At 68.3% G+C, this 23,701-nt stretch carries 18 protein-coding genes and 1 pseudogene; 13 read left to right on the top strand and 6 right to left on the bottom strand.

The genetic code is table 11. The features are described 5' to 3' along the window. Positions 1 to 15 precede the first annotated feature (15 nt). Positions 16 to 1,188 carry an isovaleryl-CoA dehydrogenase gene (locus INQ40_RS05550; RefSeq protein WP_194342167.1) on the top strand — a complete coding sequence of 391 codons (1,173 nt, stop codon included), beginning with the start codon at positions 16 to 18 and terminating at the stop codon, positions 1,186 to 1,188. A gap of 88 nt (positions 1,189 to 1,276) precedes the next feature. On the opposite strand, the gene INQ40_RS05545 is transcribed toward INQ40_RS05550, so the two are convergent. Continuing rightward, a complete protein-coding gene (locus INQ40_RS05545) occupies positions 1,277 to 4,117 on the bottom strand; it encodes an autotransporter serine protease (RefSeq protein ID WP_194342166.1) in 2,841 nt (946 codons plus the stop codon). 240 nt (positions 4,118 to 4,357) lie between these two features. Between INQ40_RS05545 and INQ40_RS05540 the strand changes: the two genes are divergently transcribed. The 4 genes from INQ40_RS05540 (at position 4,358) to INQ40_RS05525 (ending at position 8,535) form a co-directional block, all read left to right on the top strand. After that, positions 4,358 to 5,533 carry an acetyl-CoA C-acyltransferase gene (locus INQ40_RS05540; RefSeq protein ID WP_194342165.1) on the top strand — a complete coding sequence of 392 codons (1,176 nt, stop codon included), beginning with the start codon at positions 4,358 to 4,360 and terminating at the stop codon, positions 5,531 to 5,533. A 173-nt stretch (positions 5,534 to 5,706) separates the two neighbouring features. Continuing rightward, the gene (locus INQ40_RS05535) at positions 5,707 to 6,084 is read left to right on the top strand and encodes a hypothetical protein (RefSeq protein WP_193986918.1); all 378 of its coding nucleotides are present in this window, start codon (positions 5,707 to 5,709) and stop codon (positions 6,082 to 6,084) included. Positions 6,085 to 6,279: 195 nt separating this feature from the next. Next, complete coding sequence (locus INQ40_RS05530; RefSeq protein WP_194342164.1) at positions 6,280 to 6,792, top strand: hypothetical protein; 513 nt, start codon at positions 6,280 to 6,282, stop codon at positions 6,790 to 6,792. A gap of 132 nt (positions 6,793 to 6,924) precedes the next feature. Next, positions 6,925 to 8,535, top strand: a complete 1,611-nt coding sequence (locus tag INQ40_RS05525) for a carboxyl transferase domain-containing protein (RefSeq protein WP_194342163.1) — start codon at positions 6,925 to 6,927, stop codon at positions 8,533 to 8,535. Between the two features lie 79 nt (positions 8,536 to 8,614). On the opposite strand, the gene INQ40_RS05520 is transcribed toward INQ40_RS05525, so the two are convergent. Further along, positions 8,615 to 10,537, bottom strand: coding sequence for a cytochrome c/FTR1 family iron permease (locus tag INQ40_RS05520; RefSeq protein WP_194342162.1), 1,923 nt, complete (start codon positions 10,535 to 10,537; stop codon positions 8,615 to 8,617). 124 nt (positions 10,538 to 10,661) lie between these two features. Between INQ40_RS05520 and INQ40_RS05515 the strand changes: the two genes are divergently transcribed. The 6 genes from INQ40_RS05515 to yeiP all read left to right on the top strand — a co-directional run bounded on the left by INQ40_RS05515 (position 10,662) and on the right by yeiP (position 16,137). Next, a complete protein-coding gene (locus tag INQ40_RS05515) occupies positions 10,662 to 11,444 on the top strand; it encodes an enoyl-CoA hydratase/isomerase family protein (protein ID WP_194342161.1) in 783 nt (260 codons plus the stop codon). Between the two features lie 41 nt (positions 11,445 to 11,485). After that, entirely contained in the window at positions 11,486 to 13,489 is a 2,004-nt protein-coding gene (locus INQ40_RS05510; RefSeq protein WP_194342160.1) for an acetyl/propionyl/methylcrotonyl-CoA carboxylase subunit alpha, read from the top strand. Then, complete coding sequence (locus INQ40_RS05505; RefSeq protein WP_194342159.1) at positions 13,486 to 14,373, top strand: hydroxymethylglutaryl-CoA lyase; 888 nt, start codon at positions 13,486 to 13,488, stop codon at positions 14,371 to 14,373. Before INQ40_RS05510 ends, INQ40_RS05505 begins: the two co-directional genes overlap by 4 nt. A 137-nt stretch (positions 14,374 to 14,510) precedes the next feature. Further along, positions 14,511 to 15,281 carry an SDR family NAD(P)-dependent oxidoreductase gene (locus INQ40_RS05500; protein WP_194342158.1) on the top strand — a complete coding sequence of 257 codons (771 nt, stop codon included), beginning with the start codon at positions 14,511 to 14,513 and terminating at the stop codon, positions 15,279 to 15,281. Between the two features lie 62 nt (positions 15,282 to 15,343). Further along, on the top strand, positions 15,344 to 15,574 hold the full coding sequence (locus tag INQ40_RS05495; RefSeq protein ID WP_194342157.1) for a hypothetical protein: 231 nt from the start codon (positions 15,344 to 15,346) through the stop codon (positions 15,572 to 15,574). Continuing rightward, positions 15,571 to 16,137 carry an elongation factor P-like protein YeiP gene (gene yeiP / locus INQ40_RS05490; protein WP_194342156.1) on the top strand — a complete coding sequence of 189 codons (567 nt, stop codon included), beginning with the start codon at positions 15,571 to 15,573 and terminating at the stop codon, positions 16,135 to 16,137. The genes INQ40_RS05495 and yeiP overlap by 4 nt, the downstream gene beginning before the upstream one ends. A 107-nt stretch (positions 16,138 to 16,244) precedes the next feature. On the opposite strand, the gene INQ40_RS05485 is transcribed toward yeiP, so the two are convergent. The 3 genes and pseudogenes from INQ40_RS05485 to INQ40_RS05475 form a co-directional block, all read right to left on the bottom strand. Continuing rightward, a complete protein-coding gene (locus INQ40_RS05485; protein WP_228482130.1) occupies positions 16,245 to 18,191 on the bottom strand; it encodes a DUF4105 domain-containing protein in 1,947 nt (648 codons plus the stop codon). A 102-nt stretch (positions 18,192 to 18,293) separates the two neighbouring features. Further along, positions 18,294 to 18,614 (bottom strand): DUF2388 domain-containing protein, encoded by a 321-nt coding sequence (locus INQ40_RS05480; protein WP_194342155.1) that lies wholly within the window; start codon positions 18,612 to 18,614, stop codon positions 18,294 to 18,296. Between the two features lie 107 nt (positions 18,615 to 18,721). After that, a pseudogene (locus tag INQ40_RS05475) lies at positions 18,722 to 20,104 on the bottom strand (FAD-binding oxidoreductase); the annotation flags it as partial. A 136-nt stretch (positions 20,105 to 20,240) separates the two neighbouring features. On the opposite strand from INQ40_RS05475, the gene serA reads away from it, so the two are divergent. Continuing rightward, positions 20,241 to 21,473: a phosphoglycerate dehydrogenase gene (gene serA, locus INQ40_RS05470; RefSeq protein ID WP_194342153.1), complete on the top strand. Its 1,233-nt coding sequence runs from the start codon at positions 20,241 to 20,243 to the stop codon at positions 21,471 to 21,473. Here the strand turns inward: serA and INQ40_RS05465 are convergent. Next, positions 21,467 to 22,051 carry an NUDIX hydrolase gene (locus tag INQ40_RS05465; protein ID WP_194342152.1) on the bottom strand — a complete coding sequence of 195 codons (585 nt, stop codon included), beginning with the start codon at positions 22,049 to 22,051 and terminating at the stop codon, positions 21,467 to 21,469. The genes serA and INQ40_RS05465 overlap by 7 nt on opposite strands. A gap of 177 nt (positions 22,052 to 22,228) precedes the next feature. On the opposite strand from INQ40_RS05465, the gene INQ40_RS05460 reads away from it, so the two are divergent. Beyond that, positions 22,229 to 23,701, top strand: a complete 1,473-nt coding sequence (locus INQ40_RS05460) for an amino acid permease (protein ID WP_194342151.1) — start codon at positions 22,229 to 22,231, stop codon at positions 23,699 to 23,701.

Genomic DNA, 23,701 nt, shown 5'->3' with positions numbered 1-23,701 from the left:
TTCAGGAGATTTGGGATGCGTGCTTTTCCGCTGGGTGACGAGATCGACGCGCTGCGCGACGCCGTGCGCCGGTTTGCCGAAGCCGAGATCGCGCCGCGCGCGCAACAGATCGACGAAGACAATGCGTTCCCGCAGGACCTGTGGCCGAAACTCGGCGAGATGGGCCTGCTCGGCCTGACCGTCGACCCCGAATACGGCGGCAGCGGCATGGGCTACCTGGCCCACCTGGTCGCGATGGAGGAGATCTCCCGCGCGTCGGGTTCGGTCGGCCTGAGCTACGGCGCCCATTCCAATCTGTGCGTCAACAACCTCTACCTCAACGGCAACGAGGCCCAGCGCCGCAAGTACCTGCCCAAGCTGTGCAGCGGCGAGTGGAAGGGCGCGCTGGCGATGAGCGAGCCCGGCGCCGGTTCCGACGTGGTCGGTTCGATGAGCTGCCACGCCGAGCTTCGCTCCGTGGACGGCGGTGACGACGTCTGGGTCGCCAATGGCAACAAGATGTGGATCACCAACGGCCCCGAGGCCGACGTGCTGGTCGTCTACATGCGCACTGCGGGCAAGGAGGCCGGCAGCAAGTGCATGACCGCCTTCATCGTCGAGCGCGGCATGCCGGGTTTCAGCACCGCGCAGAAGCTCGACAAGCTGGGCATGCGCGGATCCAACACCTGCGAGCTGGTGTTCCAGAACTGCGAAATCCCGGCCGAGAACGTGCTCGGTGAGGTCAACCTGGGCGTCAAGGTGCTGATGAGCGGCCTGAACACCGAGCGGCTGGTGCTGACGGGCGGCCCGATCGGTCTGATGCAGGACGCGATGGACATCGCCCTGCCCTACGTCCGCGAGCGCCGCCAGTTCGATGCGGCGATCGGCACCTTCGGGATCATGCAGGCCAAGATGGCCGACATGTACACCGCGCTGCAGTCCAGCCGCGCGTTTGCCTATCAGGTGGCGCGCGATTACGACGCCGGCCATCGCAGCCGGGTGGATGCCGCGTCCTGCCTGCTGCACGCCAGCGAGGCGGCGGTGCAGGTCGGGCTGGAAGTCATCCAGACCCTGGGCGGCAACGGTTACATCAACGAGTACCCCGCCGGACGCATCCTGCGCGACGCCAAGCTGTACGCGATTGGCGCCGGCACCAACGAGATCCGGCGCATGCTGATCGGCCGCGAGCTGTTCGACGACCGCAGCTGATCGCCAGCAATAACGGGCAGCCCTGCTGCCCGTCGGAAAGGACCGCTCCGGCGCGCAGCCATGCAGGCCACGCGCCGGGTTGGTTAGGTCAGAACCCGACCGTCCAGTTGGCGTAGGCACCCGTCCAGATGCGCCCGTTTTCGTTGCGCGCATCCAGATCAAAGCCCAGCCGGCCCAGCGGCAGATCGCTACGCAGGCCGAAGCCGAGCACGGTGGCTTCCCTCGCGAGACCGCCGCCGGTGATCGGCGACCACGCATCCATGCCGGTAAACCGCGCATCGATGGCGGTGCCCGACTGCGACAGCAGGCGCTGCCACTCCAGCCGGCCCTGCACGGTCAGCTTCAGCCCACCCACCTGCCACGGCTGCTGCAGTCGCACACCCGCCAGCGCCCGCGTTGCATCCAGCTGCGAGTCGCCGGTGGTCAGGCCGAACCCCACCGCACCCTGCTCGCTGAAACCGTCGCGGTCCAGCTGCAGGGACTCGGTCCCCACGTACGGGGTCAGGGTGCCGGCGCCGAGCGCGAAGCGGTGGCCCGCCTGCACGCCGAAGCTGGAGTAGCGGCTGGCGTAATCCGCCGCGACGCCATGGCTCTGGCTGCCCAGCACGATCTGGCGCTGGGTGCTGCGGTCCATGCGGCCCGCGGCGAAGCGGCCCAGCAGGTAGCTGCCATCGAAGTCCCAGGCGGCGTAGAGCTGACTCTCGTACTGGCGGTTGTGCTCCCGGTCCTGGCGCAGCGAGTTATGCGCGTAGCCGTCGGTCTGGCCGAAGGCGAAGCCCACGGTCAGGTTGCGCCCGATCCGCTGGTCGTGGCCCAACAGCCAGGAGTTGGCGTCCAATCGCGACTGCGACCACATCGCGCGCTCGCCGCCCTGACGACTGGCCCAGCTGCCCAGGCCGACGACGTTGCCACTGGAGAGCCCGTCCAGGCGCGACTCGAGCGCGTGGCGGCCATCGTCCATCGCCATCGTGGCGAACGCGGTGTCGGCTGCGTGCATCTCGCCGGACAGGCTCGCCAGCGTGCGCTCCGCACCGGCAGCCGACACGGTCGACTGGATCGCCCCGGCGCCGGTGATGAAGCCGCCCATCGCGCCCGGGCCGGCCGATCCGGTCACGCCAGTGCCGTCGCGATCGAGGCCCTGGAATGCACCCTCGACGCGCGCCGCGCCGCTGACCGCGGTCGGGCTCAGGCGCAATGACTGCGCGGAGCTGAGGATATCCAGCCGCTGGATGTCCAGCCAGGCGCTTTCAAAGTCGTGCCCCAGCGTTGCCTGCAGGAACAGGTTGTTGCTGGAGGACGCCGCAGTGAACGCGCCCGACAGCCCGCCCTCGGCGGTCAGGAAGGTCTCCCGCGCCGAGCGCACGTAACCCTCGGTGACGCCGGTGACCAGCACCTCGCCATTGATCGTGGCGCGGCCCTTGACGTTCACCCTGGAGCCGAGGTCAAAGGCGAACACGCCGGTCGAGGTCTGGGTGAAGTCGCCGCCGATGGTATGCACCGTGCCCTTGGGGTCCTCGCCGTAGAACGCCGCGATGCCCTCGTTGCGCAGCGAGCCCTTCACGGAGACGCCATCGAGCAACAGCAGGCCGTCGTGGCCGATGTCGGTATCGCCCGGGATGTCGTACAGCGATGCCAGCGAACCTTCGTTGACGATGGTCTTGCCGCGGTAGCTGTTCCTGCCGGTGAGGTCGAGGTCGCCGTCGCCGGTCTTGGTGATGCCGCCCGCCCCGGTCAGGTCGTTGGACCAGATGGAACGGCCGCCATCGAACGCGGCGCTCATCTGGCCCCAGTCCAGCCGACCGGGACCCTTGGCCGCCTTGCCAACGTCCAGCAGGCCGTGGCCGAAGACCGGATCCACGCCGGGCGCACCCAGGTCGACCGCGGTGCCCAGCAGGGTCTGCCGGACCTCGTCGTTGGAGAAGTACGGGAACGCCTGCCAGACCACCGCAGCCGCGCCCGACACCTGCGGCGCGGCGTAGGACGTGCCCTTGCCGACCCAATAGGTCGGCTTGCCGACCGTGTCCAGCACGTCGGTGAACACCACGTAGCCCGGCGCGACCAGGCAATAGTTCTGGGCGATGCCACAGGCGTTGGAATAACTCGCCAGCTTGGTCGGCTCCAGCGTGTCCAGCGCGCCCACCGCCAGCCAGCCGCGCTCGAGGATGTTGGCGCCGGCGCCCATGCTGGGCAGTGCGGCGGTATCGCTGGGGTTGGCCTTGCCTTCGTTGCCGGTCGCGAACACGACCAGGCCGCCCCAATCCACCACGAAGGGCTTGAGCGCGTCGACGAAGGTGCGGGTGACCTTGTCACCACCCGTCCAGTACAGACCGCCCCAGGAGTTGTTGGAGATCCGCGCGCCGCCGGTGATCAGGTCCCTGTGGATGTCGCCCAGCCAGGACCCGTCGGTGACCTCGTTGCCGCGACCCGAGCCGTCATCGGACGGAGGCGCATCGGAGATGATCCGCGCGGAGACGAAGGTGGCGTCCGGGGCGATGCCGCCGGGCCAGTCGCCGAACCGGCGACCGCCGGCCAACTGCGCCACGACCGTGCCGTGGCCGAGCACGTCATCGACGTTGAGGTTGTTCCGGCGCGGATCCAGGTAGGTGAAGCTGCGGGTGACCCGGCCGTCCAGCGTCGGGTGGTCGCGGCGGATGCCGCTGTCCAGCACACCGATGGTGACGCCCGCACCGGTGAAACCGGCGGCGTGCGCGGCATCGGCGTTGGTGAGTACCAGATGGGCATCGAAGTCGGGCTGCGGGCCCGGTGCCGGCTCGTCGCCCGGTGGCGGAATCGGCGGCGGCGCCGGTGGCGGCTCGGGACGGATGATGGTTCCGCCGCCACCGCCACCGCAGGCGGCCACCGCCAGCACGCCCGCTCCGGCGATACCCAGTTTCCATGCGCGGGCGCGCTGGGATGCATGCGACTTCATAAGGTCTCCCCCTCAATGGTCGGCAATGGACGGCGCCAGGCGCCAAGTGACCCCAGTATCAGGTCAATCACGCTTCACCGACAATCAGCCATCAACGCAGGCCGGACATGCCCAATGCAGCGTGGCCGATACGCGAACCAGCGCACGTTTTTGCGCCCGGTTTGCCGCAGCGCAGCATGGCGCCGCATAATCGGAGCGTACCGGAAGCGTCTTCCGGCTCGTCCCAAATTGGAGTCCGCCATGAGCGACGTCGTCATCGTCGGTGCCAAGCGCACCGCCATCGGTTCCTTCCTCGGCCAGTTCACCGGCGTGCCGACGCCGGCCCTCGGCTCGGCCGTCATCACCGGCGCCCTCGAGCATGCCGGCGTGTCCGCCGACCAGGTCGACGAGGTGATCATGGGCTGCGTGCTGTCCGCCGGCCTGGGCCAGGCGCCCGCGCGCCAGGCCGCGCTCAACGCCGGCCTGCCCGCCTCCGCCGGCTGCACGACCATCAACAAGGTCTGCGGCTCGGGCATGAAGGCGATCATGTTCGGCCACGACCTGATCAAGGCCGGATCGGCCAAGGTTGTCGTTGCCGGCGGCATGGAGTCGATGACCAACGCCCCGCACCTGCTCAACGGTTCGCGCACCGGCGTCCGCTACGGCAGCGCCGAGTTCATCGACCACATGGCCTACGACGGCCTGACCAACCCCTACGACGGCAAGGCGATGGGCGTGTTTGGCGACATGGCCTGCAACGAGTACGGTTTCGACCGCGAGGCGCTGGACGCCTACTCCACCGAGAGCGTGGACCGCGCCAAGGCGGCCCAGGCCGATGGTTCGTTCAAGGACGAGATCGTCCCGGTCACCGTCAAGACCCGCAAGGGCGAAGTGGTGGTGGATACCGACGAGGAGCCCGGCAAGATCGACACCGCCCGGATTCCCGGCCTGCGTGCCGCCTTCGGCAAGGAAGGCGTGTTGACCGCAGCCTCCTCCTCGAAGATCTCCGACGGCGCGGCGGCGACCCTGCTGATGTCTGCCGAGGACGCCTCCGCCCGCGGCCTGACGCCGCTCGCACGCATCGTTGCGCACGCCACCCATTCGCAGGCGCCCGAGTGGTTCACCACTGCTCCGGTCACCGCGATCAAGAACGTGCTCGAGAAGGCCGGCTGGAGCGTGGCCGACGTCGACCTGTTTGAAATCAACGAGGCGTTCTCATGCGTGGCGATGGCCCCGATCAAGGATCTGGGCATTCCGCGCGAAAAGGTCAACGTGCACGGCGGCGCCGTTGCATTGGGCCATCCGATCGGCGCCAGCGGTGCGCGTCTAGTGGTCACGCTGATCAACGCATTGCGCGCGCGTGGCGCAAAACGCGGTGTGGCGTCGCTCTGCATCGGCGGCGGCGAAGCGACCGCGATTGCCATCGAGTTGCCGTGAATGGGAACGCACTTTTCACGCGCGCCTGTCAATACCGAACGGCAGCCCAACAGTTAACGATAAATTGACGAAAAAAGGAAGGCCTGCCGCTTGACACAGGCCGGCCTACCGTCATCATGTTAGCGGTACGCGATTGCGTGCTGCCGAATTTTTCTTAAGACGAGGAATACACCATGACTTTGAACAAGGCGCTGATCGCCCTCGCTATGGGCCTGGCCCTGGCTGCTTGCTCCAACACCCAGCAGGCTGACAGCTCTGCCCAGGAAGCGGCCACCGCCGCCAACGAGGCGCAGGAAGCTGCTGCCAACGCCGCCGCCACTGGCGACGCGATGGCCACCGACGCTGCTCAGGCTGCTGCCGACACCGCCGCTTCGGCTGCCGACGCCGCCGCGACTTCGGCCGACGCCGCTGCCTCTGCTGGTGACATGACCGGTGCCGACGACGCTGCCGACGCTGCCGAGAACATGGCTGACGCCGCCGAGCAGGCCAAGGACGCTGCTGAAGAAGCCGCTGCCAAGGCAGACGCCGAGACCAACAACGACGGCAAGTAATATCGCCCCGTTGCAAGTTTCAGCTTGAAGAAACCGCCGGGTAACTCCGGCGGTTTTTTTATGCGCGTCGTTTCAGCGGCGTTTAAATACGACCGCCTCCTTCACGTCGCTTTCCCTGTGCCCATCGGATAGTTTTCCCGCCGGCAGAACCGGCGCATGACGCAGTTTCCCTGCCGACTTTCCAGGAGCTTTCCGATGAGCCACAAGATCACCCTCATAGTTGCAGCCAGTATGTTTGCCTTGACCGCCTGCAATTCACCGCAGGCCGAACAGGACCGAAAGGAAGCGGCCGCCGAGGCTCGCGCCGCCGGTGATCACGCCGCCGCCGCCGCGGACTCCGCTTCCGACTCCGCGGCCCGCAGCCTCGACTCCGCCGCGGAATCGGCGCGTGACGCGGCCGACGCCACCGGTGCTGCTGCCCGCGATGCAGCCGACAACACCAGTGCCGCCGCGCGCGACGCAGCCGCTACGACCCGCGCCGCCACCGCGGATGCAGCCGATTCGACCCGCCGCGCCGCTGCCGACGCGTCCGAGTCCGCGAGCAAGGCCGGCGATTCGATCAAGGAGTCCTACGAGGAAGGCAAGGCCAGCGCCGCCGACACCATTGGCAGTGCTGCAGACAGCGTCGCCGAGCGCATGAAGCGCGAGAAGGCCGAGGCGGAAGCCGCAGCCGCACGTGCGGCCGCCGAGAAGGCCAAGAAGGACTGATTCCTTCTGCCGCAAAGCTGTCAGCGCGAGAGGCCCGCTATTGCGGGCCTCGTTGCGTTTGCGGAGCCGTCCGGGCGGAGCTCGGCTGGCCTCCGGTATCCTGTGCGGTCCATTCTCCCTCGGCCGGTTGCCATGCCCGTTCTGACCTCAGCCCTTGACCCCCGCTCGCAGGATTTCCAGGACAACGTTGCCTGGCATCGCAGCCTGGTGGATGAACTGGATGCACGGCTGATCCGCGCGGCCGAAGGCGGTGGTGAGAAGTCGCGCGAACGCCACACCGGCCGCGGAAAACTGCTGGTAAGGGAACGCATCACCGCCCTGCTCGACCCGGGCTCCCCGTTCCTGGAGATTGCCGCGCTGGCCGCCGAGGAGATGTACGACGGCGACGCACCGGCCGCCGGCATGGTCTGCGGCATCGGCCGGGTGATGGGACAGGAAGTGATCGTCGTCGCCAACGATGCGACGGTAAAAGGCGGCACGTATTTTCCGATGACGGTGAAGAAACACCTGCGTGCGCAGGAAATTGCCCGCGAGAATCATCTGCCGTGTATCTACCTGGTCGATTCGGGCGGCGCATTCCTGCCGCTGCAGGACGAGGTATTCCCGGACAAGGAACACTTCGGTCGGATCTTCTACAACCAGGCGCGGATGAGCGCGGAAAACATTCCGCAGATCGCGGTGGTGATGGGCAGTTGCACCGCGGGCGGCGCGTATGTGCCGGCGATGAGCGACGAGTCGATCATCGTCAAGGAACAGGGGACGATTTTCCTCGGCGGCCCGCCGCTGGTGAAGGCCGCCACCGGAGAGGTGGTCGATGCCGAGGCCTTGGGTGGCGCGGACGTGCATACGTCGATCTCGGGCGTGGCCGACCACTTCGCCGAGGACGATCGCCACGCCCTGCAGATCGCCCGCGACATCGTCGGCAGCCTCAACCGGAAGAAGACCCTGCCGGTGGCCGTGCAGCCGGTGCGCGAGCCCTTGTTTGCCGCGCACGAGCTGTACGGGGTCGTGCCGAAAGACACCCGTCGCCCGTTCGAGATCCGCGAGGTCATCGCCCGGATCGTGGACGGCAGCGAGTTCCAGGAGTTCAAGGCGCGCTACGGCAAGACCCTGGTCACCGGCTTCGCCCACATCCACGGTTACCCGGTCGGGATCGTCGCCAACAACGGCATCCTGTTTGCCGAGAGCGCGCTCAAGGGCGCGCACTTCATCGAGCTGTGCAACCAGCGCGGCATCCCGCTGGTGTTCCTGCAGAACATCACCGGTTTCATGGTCGGCCGCAAGTACGAGAACGCCGGCATCGCCAAGGACGGGGCGAAGATGGTCACCGCCGTGGCGTGCTCGCACGTGCCCAAGTTCACCGTCGTGATCGGTGGCAGCTTCGGTGCTGGCAACTACGCGATGTGCGGCCGCGCGTACGGCGGCCGTTTCCTCTGGATGTGGCCCAACGCGCGCATCAGCGTGATGGGCGGCGAGCAGGCGGCCAGCGTGCTGGCCACCGTGCGTCGGGACGGCATCGAGGCGCGGGGTGGTGACTGGAGCGCGGACGAGGAAGCGGCGTTCAAGGCGCCGATCCTCGACCAGTATGAAAGCCAGGGCAATCCGTACTACGCCACCGCCCGCCTGTGGGACGACGGGATCATCGATCCCGCCGATACCCGCCGTGTCCTCGGCCTGGGCCTGTCGGCGTCGCTGAATGCGCCGATTGCCTCGTCAACGCGGTTTGGCGTGTTCCGGATGTAGCGATGCCGCGGGCTTCCAGCCTGCCGAGTCGCGATATGTACGGGCGTGTGCCTTCCTTAGGCTACCGTCCCGGCACCGCTCACGCGGTGCTGGGCACCGCGGAGCGCCGGTTGAACCAGAACCCCGCCGCCAGCACCGCCAGCGTCACCAGTTGCGCCAGCACGCTCTGCAGGGTCGGGTAGATGCCCAGCAGCGCGACGCGCGGGATCGAGAGCGTGGATACCGACACCCAGCCCGCTTCCTGGAGGGCGGCGATACCCTTGCCGGCCAGGACCACGGCCACGACCGCGATCAGGATCGAGCTGATCGAGAAGAACTGGCCGATCGGCAAACGCTGGCTGAAGCGGAGCATGGCTACGGCGATCACCACCAGCACGGCCGCGCCGAGCCCACCGCCGGCAACGATCGCCATGCCGTTGCCCTGGCTCCACAGCGCGATGTAGAACAACACGGTCTCGAAGACCTCGCGGTAGACCACGACGAAGGAAAGCACAAACAGGAACCACGCCGAGCGTTTGGACAGCGCGTGCGAGAGCTTGTCGTTGATGTAGCGCTGCCACGCGCCCGCCTGGCTCTTGCCGTGCATCCAGATGCCGACAAACAACAGCACGACCGCGGCAAACAGCGCGGCGAAGCCTTCGGTCAGCTCACGACTGGCCCCGCTGATGCTGACCACATAGGTCGCCACGAACCAGGTCACGGCGCCGGCAACGAGAGCGCTGATCCAGCCGCCATGCACATAGGGCATGACCTCGGTCCTGTTGGCCTTGCGCAGGAACGCGACCATCGCAATCAGGATCAGCAGCGCCTCAAGGCCTTCGCGCACGAGAATGGTGAAAGCACCGACGAAGGCCGACGCGTTGTTGGCCATCCCGGGAGCGAGTGCGTGCTCGGCTTCGGCGAACAGGCTGTCGACGACCTGCACCTGCTCCTGGACCGCTTCCACGCTGGCGGAAGAACCGATGCGCGAGCGCAACTCGCCCATGGCCGCCTCGATGCGGGCCATCAGGGCACGGTCGCGCGCGGCCAGCAGCGGTTCGATCGGCTCAAAGCCGTCCAGGTATGCGGACAGGGCGAGGTCACGGGCCTTGGGCTGATCGCCGGCGGCATAGGCGGCAACGCTTTCGGCCAGACGGCTGCGGGCGAACGCGAGCTGGCCTTCGGCAACGACCGGTGCGTCCACTGCTTCAGGATGCCGGCGCAGGTAGGCGGTGATGGCCTGGGCGGTCTCCTCACCGACGTCGTTCGCGAGCGCCGCCGGGGTGACCTGGGTCAGCGCCGCCAGGTCCGGGATCGACGCGCGCAACGAAGCGTCCTCGTTCCACAGCTTTTCGCCGGCGGCGGCCTGCGATTCGGGATAGGCGAACTGGCCGATGTAGAACGACAGCGCCCAGCGCTCGTCGGCTGGCAGGTGGGCGTAACTGGCCATGCTGGTGCCTTCCAGCCCCTGCTCGATCACCTGGTAGAGCGCGAACACGCTGCGCTCGCGCGCACGCCCGCGGTCGGTGAAATCGATCGCCGGGGGATCAAGGCCGACGCTGGCCGGGCCGTCGCCGCCGCCGGTGTCGCCGTGGCAACTGGCGCATTGCTGCTGGTACAGGCCGGCGGCGACGGCCATGTCAGGCGGGGCGGTCGGTGCGAGCGGGACCGGGTAGGCGGCGATCAGGTCGCTGGCTAACCCGCGCGACAGCTTGGCGACGGCCTCAGGCGATTCGTGCGCCGCGATGGCCGCCTGCAGGCGTTCCGCCTCCTCCAGCAGCCGCGGCTGCCGGGCGGTGGCGTCAAGGGACTGGATCCGCTCACGAGCGGACGCGGAGAATTCCACCATCTCCTGGAACTCGGCGGGGTCGACGATCTCGCCATCCGCCACCGCCTCGGCATAGTCCACGGCGATGTAGTCCAGCAATCGCCAGGCCGTCTGTACATCCGCCGTGGATGCGCGGGCTTGAAGCGGCAGGCACAGCAACACGAAGATGAGCAGGCAACGCAGGACAGTGGGCATCGGGTGGCAACGCGTGGCGGGCAAACACCGATTCTACTGCAGAAATGAGAACCGGTCGCATCTGCGATCACGCCCGCTAGGCGCGGCAGCTATCATTGACGGCTTCCCGAACACGCGAATCCCGATGACCAATCCGCTGCTGAATGTTCGCCAGGGCCCGGTGGCCCGCCTGCGCATGAATCGCCCGGAGGTCCACAACGCGTTCGACGCCATGCTGATCGCCGCGCTCACCGGCGCGCTGGACGCGCTGGCCGCCGATGACAGCGTCCGGGTCGTGGTGCTGGAGGGCGCGGGCGCCTCGTTTTCCGCCGGCGCCGACCTCAACTGGATGCGTGGGATGGCGGCGGCGAGCGAGGCGGAGAACCGGGAGGATTCGCTGGCCCTGGCGCGCCTGATGCGGACCTTGAATGAGTTGCCCAAGCCGACCATCGCCCGGGTCCAGGGCGCGGCGTTCGGCGGCGGCGTCGGGCTGGTTGCGTGTTGCGACATCGCCATCGGCGCCGACGAGGCGAAGTTTGGCCTGACCGAAAGCAAGCTGGGCCTGTTGCCGGCGGTGATCTCGCCCTATGTGATCGAGGCCATCGGCGCCCGCCAGGCGCGGCGCTGGTTCGCCTCGGCCGAGATCTTCGGCGCCGAACAGGCGCGGCGCATGGGACTGCTGCACGAAACCGTCGCTGCCGATGAGCTCGACGCCGCGGTGGACCGCCAGGTCGGGTTGCTGTTGAAGGCCGGCCCGATCGCATCGGCCCAGGCCAAGGCGCTGGTGCGCCAGGTCGCCTCGCACACCGACGGCGCCGCCCACGACTCCGACAACGCCGACCTGATCGCGCGCCTGCGGGTATCGCCCGAGGGCCAGGAAGGGCTCACCGCCTTCCTCGACAAGCGCAAGCCGGCGTGGTGCCAGTGAGCACCTTGCCCCACCAGACAGCCGCCGCCACGAGGCCCGCCATGTTCACCAAGATCCTGATCGCCAACCGCGGCGAAATCGCCTGCCGGGTCATCCGCACCTGCCGTCAGCTGGGCATCCGCACGGTGGCGGTGTACTCGACGGCCGATGCCGACGCGCAGCACGTGCGCCAGGCCGATGAGGCCTATTGCATCGGCGGGCCGACACCGCCGGAGAGCTACCTTCGCGGCGAGGCGATCATCGAGATCGCGACCCGCACCGGCGCCCAGGCGATCCACCCGGGCTACGGATTCCTGTCGGAGAACGCCGACTTCGCCGACGCCGTCGAGTCCGCGGGCATCGCCTTCATCGGCCCCAAGGCGGCCTCGATGCGCAAGATGGGCAGCAAGGCCGGCGCCAAGGACCTCATGGCCGCAGCCGGCGTGCCGGTCGTTCCCGGCTACACCGGCGAGGGTCAGGACCCCGCCCACCTGCACGCCGAAGCGGACCGGATCGGCTACCCGCTGATGATCAAGGCGGCCCACGGCGGCGGCGGCAAGGGCATGCGCATCGTGCGCGAGTCAGGCGAGTTCGCGGCCAACCTGGCGTCCTGCCAGCGCGAGGCGAAGAACGCGTTCGGGCGCGACCGCGTGCTGCTGGAGCGCTACGTCGAGAAGCCGCGGCATATCGAGATCCAGGTGTTCGGCGACGACGCCGGCAATGCCATCCACCTCAACGAGCGCGAGTGCTCGGCCCAGCGCCGCTACCAGAAGGTGATGGAGGAATCGCCCTCCCCGTTCCTGACCCCGCAGCTGCGCCAGGAGATGGGCGCGGCCGCCGTGCTCGCGGCGAAGGCCATCAACTACGTCAGCGCCGGCACGGTCGAGTTCATCGTCGGCCAGGACGGCCACTTCTACTTCATGGAGATCAACACCCGCCTGCAGGTCGAGCATCCGGTCACCGAGATGATCTCCGGCCTGGACCTGGTCGCGTGGCAGCTGCAGGTGGCCGCGGGCATGCCCCTGCCGCTCGCCCAGGCCGACATCGGTCGCAACGGACACGCGATCGAGGTGCGTCTGTACGCGGAGGATCCGGAAGCCGGCTTCCTGCCCGGTTCGGGCCGCCTGGAGCGCCTGCGCCTGCCCTCGCCGAATGCGCACGTGCGGGTGGACTCGGGCGTGGTCGAGGGCGATACGGTGACGATCTTCTACGATCCCATGATCGCCAAGCTGATCGTCCATGACAGCGATCGCACCCGCGCCCTCGCCCGCATGCGCGACGCCCTGTCGCGCTGCGAGATCACCGGGCCGAAATCCAACATCGCGTTCCTGGAGCGGCTGGTCCGCCATCCGGTCGTGGTCGAGGGCACGATCGACACCGGGTATCTGGACCGGCATCTGGACGAATTCCTGTCGCCGACCGGACCCGTGGATACCGACCTGTTGCTGGCCGCCGCCACTGCCCGCCTGCTCGCCCAGGAGGCCGACAGCCGGCAGCGCGCTGCGCAGTCACCGGATCCGGGATCGCCGTGGGCGATTGCCGATGGCTGGCGGCTGGCCCACGGCAGCCAGCGCAGCCTGGCGTTCGGTCATGGCGAGCAACGCATCGAAGTCCACGCCAGCGGCAGCAACGGCGAGTACCGCATCGAGCACGACGGCCAGAGCCATCAGGTCAGTGGCGCGCGCCGCAGCTGCAGCGCGTTGAGCGTTCGCATTGGCGATCGCGCGCGCCGATTCGAGGTGCTGGACCAGGACGCCCACGTGGTGGTGCATGACGGCACCCGCCGCCTGCGCCTGCAGCCGATGGCGATGTACCAGCATGAGGCGAGCGGCGCCGGCGCGGCGGCCGACACTGTCGTCGCCCCCATGCCGGGCCGCGTGGTCGTCGTGCGCGCGGCGGCTGGGGACGCCGTGACCGAGGGCCAGGAAGTGATGGTGATCGAGGCGATGAAGATGGAGCTGAGCCTGAAGGCGCCGCGCGCCGGCACGGTGTCCGAGGTGCGCGCGGCGACCGGCGACTTTGTCGAAGCCGACGCGGTGCTGGTCGCACTGGAACCGTTGCCATGAAGCCGGCGGTGCGCATCGTCGAGGTCGGACCGCGCGACGGCCTGCAGAACGAGAAGGCGATCATCGCCACCGCCGACAAGATCGCGCTGGTCGACCGGCTCTCGGCAACCGGCCTGCGCAGCATCGAGGCGACCAGTTTCGTCAGTCCCAAGTGGGTGCCGCAACTGGCCGATGCCGCCGAGGTGTACACCGGCATCACCCGCAAACCGGGCGTCCGCTACCCGGTGCTGGTGCCCAACGAGCGCGGTTACGAGCGCGCACTGGCGGTCGGCGTGGAGGAGATCGCGGTGTTCACCGCCGCCTCGGAAGCCTTCAACCAGAAAAACATCAACGCCTCGATCGCCGAGTCGCTGACCCGGTTCGAGCCGGTGCTGGCGCGCGCGAAGGCCGACGGCATCAGGGTCCGCGGCTACGTGTCCACGGTGCTGGGTTGCCCCTACCAGGGCGAGGTGCCGGTCGCCGAGGTGGTCCGCGTCGCCCGCGAGCTGCACCAGATGGGCTGCTACGAGGTGTCCCTGGGCGACACCATCGGCATCGGCACGCCCGGCAAGGCGCGCGCGATGCTGCGTGCGGTCGCCAGCGAAGTGCCGATGGACGCGCTGGCAGTCCACTTCCACGACACCTACGGGCAGGCGCTGTCCAACATCCTTGCCTGCCTGGAGGAAGGCATCGGCGTGGTGGACTCGGCGGTGTCCGGGGTGGGCGGTTGCCCATACGCCAAGGGTGCCAGCGGCAACGTCGCCAGCGAGGACGTCGTCTACATGCTGGACGGGCTCGGCGTCGAGACCGGCGTCGACCTGGCGCTGCTGGCGGAAACGGGGCGGTGGCTGGCCGCGCTGCTGGGGCGCGAGACCGGCAGCAAGGTCGGCCGCGCGCTGGCCTGACGGCGACATCACCGATTGATTGCGGCCGCCGGAGCGCACGGCCAAGCGCGCCAGCGGAGACCACACCCGCCTGCGCCGAGGCAAATGTCGGTGGACGAATGTCCTAGAATCAGGGTCTTTCGTCCGCAGGATCCCGCATGAAGCTTTCCGATACCCGCGCCATCATCACCGGTGGCGTTTCCGGCCTCGGCCTGGCCGTCGCCCGCCACCTGGTTGGCCAGGGCGCGAAGGTCGCGCTGTTTGACGTCAACGCCGACAAGGGCGCGGAGGCCATCGCCGAACTGGGGGAGGCCAACGCCCGCTTCTTCGCCACCGATGTGTCCGACGAAGCGCTCGTGGTGGAGAACGTCGCTGGTGCGCGCGAATTCCTGGGCGGCCTCAACGTCGCCGTCAACTGCGCCGGCATCCTGGGCGCCGGCCGCGTACTCGGCCGCGACGGGCCGATGCCGCTGTCGCGCTTCCAGACCACGGTGATGGTCAACCTGGTCGGCAGCTTCAACGTCGCCAAGGCGGCCGCCGACCTGATGCAGGGCAACGAGCCGGGCGTCGATGGCGAGCGTGGCGTGATCGTCAATACCGCCTCGGTGGCGGCCTACGAGGGCCAGATCGGCCAGGCCGCCTACTCCGCCTCAAAGGGCGGCGTGGTGGCGATGACGCTGCCGATGGCGCGCGAGCTGTCGCGCTTCGGCATCCGCGTGATGACCATCGCCCCGGGCGTGTTCTGGACCCCGATGGTCGACGGCATGCCCGAAGCCGTGCAGCAATCGCTGGCCGCCACGATCCCGTTCCCGTCGCGGCTGGGCCAGCCGGAGGAGTTCGCCGACCTGGTCGCCTACATCCTGGGCAACACCTACCTCAACGGCGAGACCATCCGCCTGGATGGGGCGACCCGTCTGGCGCCCAAGTGATACCCGGCGGCCGGCGTACGTCCCGGCTGGCGCGGCGCTGGCCGGCCATCCGTGCACGCGGCATGCGCCGGTTCGTGGTGGTCCGCGGCCTGCTGGTCTGGGGCGGCGGCATGTTCGCGCTCATGGCCGTGCTGATGTGGTCGAAATTCGGCTTCGGCAACCCCCGCTTTGAACTCTTGATCGGCGTCGCCGCGGTGCTGTGCGCGTTTGGCGGCACGGCCTGGGCAGCGATCACCTGGATCCTCAACGAGCGCATCTACCGTGCGCTTCCACCTGCAGAAGAACAAGAATGAAAGCCTACGACGTCAAGAAAGGAAACGTGGTCGAGCACAACGGCACCGTCTACCAGGTGCGCGACATCGAGCGTAGCGCCGCGCAGGGCCGCGGCGGCAACGTCAAGTTCCGCTTCACCATGTACTCGGTGCCCGGCGGCAACAAGTTCGACCTGAGCCTGGGCGGCGACGACGAGCTCAGGGAAGTCGAGCTCAGCCGGCGCCAGGTCACCTACTCCTACAGGGACGGCGACGCGTTCGTGTTCCTGGACGACGAGGACTACACGTCCTACACGCTGGACGCGGCGACGGTCGGCGACGACGCCGGCTACATCGTCGACGACCTGTCGGGTTGCTACGTGCAGATCGTCGACGACCTGCCGGTCGGGCTGCAGTTGCCGGCGAGCGTGGCGATGGAAGTCATCGAGACGCCGCCGGAGCTCAAGGGCGGCACGGCGACCAAGCGGCCCAAGCCGGCGCGCCTGTCGACCGGCCTGGAGATCATGGTTCCCGAGTACATCGCCACCGGCGAGCGGGTTCTGGTCAGCACCAGCAGCGGCGAGTTTGCCGGCCGCGCGGACTGAGTGGACGCAACGGAATCCGGCATCTGTCGGCGGCTGCGGCTGGGGCTGGGGCTGCGGCAGCTGACGAGTCGAGTCGGTCGCGTGGCAACGATGCCACAAGCTGCGGCTTACCGCAGTTCCAGCCCGCCCGCCTCGCGGTTGAGCCGACCCATCTGTGTACGCAGCGACTGCAGGTTTTCTGCCGTCGCGGCGAGTTCGTCGCGCACGGCGGGATCCAGCAGCGCCTCCACCCCTGAGGTCAATTGGTTGCCCAATGCCGCCAGGCGCCGGGTTCGGGCGGCGGCGTCGGTTTGCAGCGCGTCGATTTCCGCTGGCTGCGGCAGACCGTAGCCCGGCTCGCCGGCGAAGAGCATGGCCGGTCGGCTGAGGAACCCGCTGTCAGCAAGGATCTGCTGAAGTGTGGCATCGACGTCCGCGAACGCGCTGGACTCCGGGTCACCGCGCGAACCCAGGAAACGGCGTTTCAACTCCTGCCGTGCCAACACCAGCTGCCGACGCCGCGCCGACTCTTCCAGCAACAGCAGCGCCGCCGTCGCGCGGGTGCCGGCTTGGTCAAAACGGGCGCGGCGGGCGGAAGCACCCAGCGCGAACCAATCTTCCACCCTCGTTTGCGGCAGCGCCAGTTCGCCGCGCGCGATCTCGAACATGGCCTGGTAGCGCTCACGTAACGAGTCGAACCGATAACCGAGTCGGCGCGCTTCCGCGGCGTCCTCAAGCACGCCCGCATCGGCGATATCGGCTCGTTCGAGCTTGCGCAACAGACCCGTCGGCGTGATCGCATCAATGCGCGTCTTCGCCAGTCGCGGGACGCCGTCGTGCAGCAGCTTGAACGTCTCGACCGCGCAGTTGTTGCTGATGAAGTAGTAGCGCCCGTCGTAGCTCCAGTGCAGCCGGGCTGCACGCTCCAGCAGCGCGGCGATCTCCTCGCGCTCCAGATGCAATGGAATGGACTGCAGCCCGCGCAGCTGGTCGCGCGTGTACTCGTCGACCACCTGTGCCAGCGGCAGCACGAACAGGCGCGAGGGATACGAACCCGTCAGGCCGCGCCAGCTGGACAGCTGCACGTCGTCGACAAAGGCACGGAACGACAGCACCAGATGGTGTTGCAGATCCAACCGGCAGTCCGGTCCCGGCGGCCGCCCAGGCGCGCACACGACCACGCGCAGCATGCTGTGTCCCCAGCGGCTCATCGGCTCGCTGTTGCCCTCGGCCAGCAGGTATTCGACCGAGGTCACCCGGGCCGGGTCCAGCGTCGCCAGCGCGGCGTCCTCGCCCGCGATATCGCCGTCGGCATCCACCGCAAGATAGGTGAAGCCAGGCGAGCAGTCCGCGTGCGGCGGCGCCCAGCCGAAGTGCATGCTGAAGTAGCGGTGCAGCGCCGGGCGGCGGCAGGCGTACTCCGGGTCCAGCAGGAAGTGTTCCAGGTTGACCGCGAGGAACTCGCGCGGGCTGGTCAGCTCGTACGAATCAGGGGTGCGGTCAACGAACGGGTTCTCCGACGCGCGGGCACGCGGCCGCTTGACCTTGACCTGCCAGCCGGCGAGATCGAGCAGACGGGGATCTGCGGAAAGCCCCGTGTGGCGGTCGTGGAAATGCGCCACCTCGTGCAGCAAGGTCGCCAGTGTTTCGGTGCGTGCGCTCCGGCCTGCGGCAGATGGATGCGGTGTTTGCTGCGCCGGATTGGCGCCGTGAGCGAAGCGGTTCTGCGACGCGTCCACCTCGTCGGACGAAGCGGCCAGTTCCGCCTCCAGCAGTGGCAGCAGTCGCCGGTTGAGCAGCAGCGCCCGGGACCGTGCGCGGCCGGTGGTCGCATGCGGCAACCGGTCGCTCCACCGCACGGCAAGGGTCTGGTCTGTCTGCGCGAGCAGAGAGGGCGGCAAGCGGCTGAGCGCGTCGTCCAGCAGAACTTGGGTGGCGGCCACCTGCTGTGCGCTGAGGCCGTCGGCATCGAGCTCCAGCCGCAACCCGGCGTGGGCGGCGCCCCACTGGCACCACAATCCCGCCGCCAGCACCAAGCCGCATACACGCGTGATCCGACGGGCAATCCGGTTCACGCCAAGCGCCTTATCCGCCGCAACGATGCACTGCCTTGCAGATACCCCGTAAAACGGCGAGGCGCACCGCAGCCGCAAACCACAGGCACCCCAGGGTGCCGATCAGAACGCGAGAATCGCCCGCGCCAGCGCGAGGTCGCTGGCACCGTCCGCCTGGGGCAGTTCGGCGCGCAGCAGCGCCAGTGCCGCCTCCAGCTGGACGCCGCGGATCGCGCCGTCGCTGGCGACGAAGCTCGCCGCATCATCACGGGCCGCCAGCACGATGCGGTCGTCGCTGAAGGACCCGCTGCTGGCCGACACGCCGTTGGACGTTCCCTTCACCGCGCCGCTGATCGCGTCGGAGGTCGTGGACGTGGCGGACGCAAACGCGCCGGCGGAGGCAGTGCAGAGCACCAGGACAGCGAGCAGGCGGAATCGGATCATTGGCGGAAGACTCGTGGCGGAAAAGAGCGTTGCGCGCAGAGGGTACCGCTGCAGCGCGCGATCCGCATGCCCGGCGCAGCGCAGAGCCACCTACGCCTCGGGCGGCTGTCGAACAACTTGCCCGGATTCATGATTCCCGACGGGTCGAGCACCTGGCGGATGCCGCGCATCACTGCGATTTCCTCCGCGCAGCGGGTGCTCTCCAGCCACGGCTTCTTGACCAGTCCGATGCCGTGCTCGGCCGAAATGCTGCCGCCATGGCGCTGGAGGATGTCGGCCAGCGTGTCGGTGACCTCGCTGCAGCGCGCGACGAACTCCGTCTCCCCCATGCCCTCGGGGGTGAGCACGTTGATGTGCAGGTTGCCATCGCCGATATGGCCGAACCAGACGACCTCGAAGTCGGGGTAGCCCGCCGTCAGCAGCGCTTGCGCCTCGGCCAGGAACGCCGGCATGGCCGAGACGCGCACCGAGACATCGTTCTTGTAGGGACGGAACGCGGCCAGGCTTTCGGTGATGCCTTCGCGCAGGCGCCACAGCTGCGCGGCCTGAGCGTCGCTGCTGCTCAGCACGGCGTCGCTGACCAGGCCCGCCTCCGCGCAGGCTTCGAACGCGGCCAGCGCGGCGGCTTCCTGGGCCTCGTCGGCCGCCTCGAATTCGGCCACGACGTAGTAAGGATGGACCTCGGCAAAGGGGGCCTGCGCGCCATGCGCCAGCACGTGCGCCAGCGCGCGGTCGGTAAAGAACTCGAACGCCTCCAGCGCGAGATGGCGGCGCAGGATCGCGAACACGTCCATCAGCGCCTCGAAGGACGGCAGGGCCAGCAACATCACGTTGGTGGGCGCGGGCGGCGCCGTCAGTCGCAGTGTGGCCTCCACCACGATCCCCAGCGTGCCTTCCGAGCCGATGAACAGATGCCGCAGGTCATAGCCACTGGAGTTCTTGATCAACGAGCGGTTGAGCTCGAGCAGGTCACCGGCGCCGGTCACCACCTTCAGGCCTGCGATCCACTCGCGCGTGTTGCCGTAGCGGATCACCCGGATGCCGCCGGCGTTGGTCGCGATGGTGCCGCCGATGGAGCACGAGCCGCGCGAGGCGAAGTCGACCGGGTACGCCAGGCCCTGCTCCCGCGCGGCGTTGTGCACCGCCTCCAGCGGGATGCCGGCCTGTACCGTCAGCGTGCGGTCCACCGCATCGAAGCCGAGCGCCTGCGCCATCCGCTCCAGGCTCACCACCAGCTCGCCATGCGCGGCCACGGCGCCGCCGGACAGCCCGGTGCGTCCGCCCGACGGCACGATCGCCACGCCTTCCCCACGCGCCCAGCGCACAATCGCCTGCACCTGCTGCGCGCTTTCGGGAAACGCGATCGCCAGCGGCGCCGGGGTCCAGCGCCGGGTCCAGTCGCGGCCGTAGTGCTCCAGATCGGCGGGATCGGTTTTGAGCATCAGGCCGGGCACGGCGGCAAGCAGGGACGCGATGACTGCAGAATTCATTGTGGCCAAGCCTTCAAGGACGACGCAGCCAGCGTGCCAGCAGGCCGTCGGCCGCGTCCAGTGCTGCGTCGCAGCAATCCGACGCCGTTTCTGCGATATTCGGGGTCCACGTTTCCGCCCCGCAGCCGCCGTGACCATGAAAACGTCCTACCCCAAAACCGACATCCGCGTCCTGCTGCTGGAGGGCGTCAGCCAGAGTGCCGTGGATCGATTCCGCGAGTCCGGATACTCGCAGATCGTGCTGCACGACAAGGCCTTGCCCGACGACCAGCTCAAGCGCGAGATCGCCGAGGCGCACATTGTCGGCATCCGCTCGCGCACCCACCTCACCGCCGACGTCCTCGCCCATGCCCAGCGCCTGATCGCGATCGGCTGCTTCTGCATCGGCACCAGCCAAGTCGACCTGCATGCGGCCGAGCTGGCGGGCATCCCGGTCTTCAACGCGCCCTACTCCAACACCCGCAGCGTCGCCGAGCTGGTGATCGCCGAGACCATCATGCTGCTGCGTGGGATCCCGCAGAAGAACGCCGCCTGCCATCGCGGCGGCTGGATCAAGAGCGCGGCCGGCAGCCACGAGGCGCGCGGCAAGACCATCGGCATCGTCGGCTACGGCCACATCGGCACCCAGGTCGGAGTGATCGCCGAGGCGCTGGGGATGCACGTGCTGTTCCACGACATCGAGGACAAGCTCACCCTGGGCAACGCGCATCCCACCGCCAACCTGGAGGACCTGCTGGAGCGCAGCGACGTGGTGACCCTGCACGTGCCCGAGACTCCGGCCACGCGCAACATGATCGGCGCCGCGCAGATCGCGCGGATGCGCCCGGGCGCGCACCTGATCAACGCCGCGCGCGGCACGGTGGTCGACGTGGACGCGCTCGCCGCCGCGCTCCGGGACGGTCGGCTTGGCGGCGCAGCGGTCGACGTATTCCCGGTCGAGCCGGGCAGCAACCAGGACCTCTTCAGCAGCCCGCTGGTGGGCATCGACAACGTGATCCTGACCCCGCACGTCGGTGGCAGCACGCTGGAGGCGCAGGACAACATCGGCCTGGAGGTAGCGGCAAAACTGGTCCGCTACAGCGACAACGGCACCACCCTGTCGGCGGTGAACTTCCCCGAAGTCACCCTGCCCGGGCATGAGGGCAGCCTGCGGTTGCTACATATCCACCGCAACGTGCCTGGCGTGCTGTCGCGGATCAACGAGATCTTCTCCCAGCTCGGCCTCAATATCGACGGCCAGTACCTGCGCACCAATCCGGAGGTCGGCTACGTGGTGATCGACGTGAGCGCGACCGGCGCGCAGGGCGACGAGCTGAAGAGTCTGCTGAAGGCGATCCCCGGCACGCTGCGCACGCGCATCCTCTACTGATCGTTTCCATGGCGTTGCAGCCATTTGCGCGCCATGCGCTGCAAGGCGGCGTCGTAGGTGCCGGCGCCGTCGCCACCACTCACGATCCGTTGGATCTCCCGCCACGCCAGATCCAGTGATTCGGCGCTGACCACGTACTGCTCATCGGCGCCGGCATGCACGACGTAGCGGGCGTCGTAATGCCAGTGGCCCGGCACGTCGCCGCGCGCGGGTATCCAGTGCCGGTCCAGATCGAACAGTTCGCGCTCCACGCGCAGGCCTGGCAGCCCCGACTCCTCCTGCGCTTCCAGCAGGGCCACCGCCGCGAGGTCCCGCTCGCCGTCGGCATGGCCGCCCAGTTGCAGCCAGCGCTGCAGCTTGCGGTGATGGGTCAGCAGCACGCGCGTGCCGCGGCGGTCCACCAGCCACGCCGATGCGGTGAAGTGACCCGTCAGGCGTGCGCGTGAAAACGGATCGTCGCGGTCCGCCAGCATGGCCTGGAAGTGCGCAACCACCTCGTCCTCTTCCGGCCATCGCCGACGGTACTCTTCCAGCGCCTGCAACAGGTGCCGGCATGGGTCACGAACTGGATTCGGCATGCGCAACGGCGCCTTCCCGCAGGATCAGAACGCTGATTATGACGGCTCCACAGGGCCCACAAAATCGGCTTGCCGGTGCTTTCTGGACTGCGGTAAGGTGACCGGTCGCTTGCCCGAACGCAGCCGCGCAAGGTGACGCAGCACCGCCCTCGCCGCGCGCCAGTCGTTGGGGTTCCCATGCTCAAGAATCTGTTGATGACCAAGCCGATCCAGCCGGCGGGTCACGTCGATGCCGGGGAGCCTGTGGAAGGCAACCTGGAGGGCGAATCGCACCTGCGCCGGACGCTGACGGCTACTCAGTTGTTGCTGCTGGGCGTGGGCGCGGTGGTCGGCGCCGGCATTTTCGTGCTCACCGGCCAGGCGGCAGCCGAACACGCCGGACCGGCGATCATGCTCAGCTTCGTGTTGGCCGGCATTGCCTGTGCATTCGCGGGTCTTTGCTACGCCGAGTTCGCCGCCATGCTGCCGGTGTCCGGCAGCGCGTACTCCTACTCCTACGCCACCCTTGGCGAAGGCGTGGCCTGGTTCATCGGCTGGTGCCTGGTGCTGGAATACCTGTTCGCGGCCTCGACGGTCGCGGTGGGCTGGTCGGGTTACCTGAATGCATTTCTGCGCACCTTCGACCTGGCGCTGCCCGCGCAACTGGCCAGTGCGCCTTTCACCGTGGTCAATGGCGGACTGGTGCGAAGTGGCGCGCTGCTCAACCTGCCCGCGGTGTTCATCATCGCGGCCATCAGCGGCGTGGGCTATGTCGGCATCACCCAGTCGGCGTTCGTCAATTCGGTCGTGGTGGCGATCAAGGTGACGGTCATCCTGCTGTTCATCGCGTTTGGCGCGCAGTACATCGACGTTGCCAACTGGCAGCCGTTCATCCCGGAAAACGAAGGCCCCGGCCGGTTCGGCGCCAGCGGGGTGGTGCGTGCGGCCGCCATCGTGTTTTTTGCCTACATCGGCTTCGACGCGGTCTCCACCGCGGCCGGCGAAGCCAGGAACCCGCAGCGCGACATGCCCATCGGCATCCTCGGCTCGCTGGTGGTGTGCACGATCCTCTACATCCTGGTGTGCGCGGTGCTGACGGGGATCATGCCCTACCCGCTGCTGGCCACGCCCGAGCCGGTCTCCACCGCCCTCGACAACTATCCCGCCCTGCACTGGCTGCAGGTGGCGGTGCAGGTAGCGGCGATAGCCGGCCTGTCCTCGGTGATCCTGGTGATGCTGATGGGCCAGCCGCGGATCTTCTACACCATGGCGCGCGACGGCCTGCTGCCGGCGTTCTTCGGCAAGGTGCACCCGAAATACCACACGCCCTACGTCGGGACGGTGCTGGTCGGCATCGTCGCTGCGGCGCTGGCCGGGTTCCTGCCGATCAACCTGCTCGGCGAGATGGTTTCGATGGGCACCCTGCTGGCGTTCGCGACCGTCTGCGCGGGCGTGCTGATCCTGCGCCGGACGCGGCCCGACCTGCCGCGACCGTTCAAGGTGCCGATGGCCGGCGTGATCTGCCCGCTGGGCGTGGTTTCCTGCCTGTACCTTTTCGTCCAGCCCTTTTCCGAACATTGGGACCTGTTGCTGAGCTGGATCGGTATCGGTCTGTTCATTTACCTCGCCTACGGCTACCGTCACAGCACGCTGCGCCACCCCAAGGTCTGA

The organism is Lysobacter sp. H21R4 (genome assembly GCF_015277535.1).
Taxonomy (GTDB): domain Bacteria; phylum Pseudomonadota; class Gammaproteobacteria; order Xanthomonadales; family Xanthomonadaceae; genus Novilysobacter; species Novilysobacter ciconiae.
This window is presented reverse-complemented; position numbering and strand designations above follow the sequence as displayed.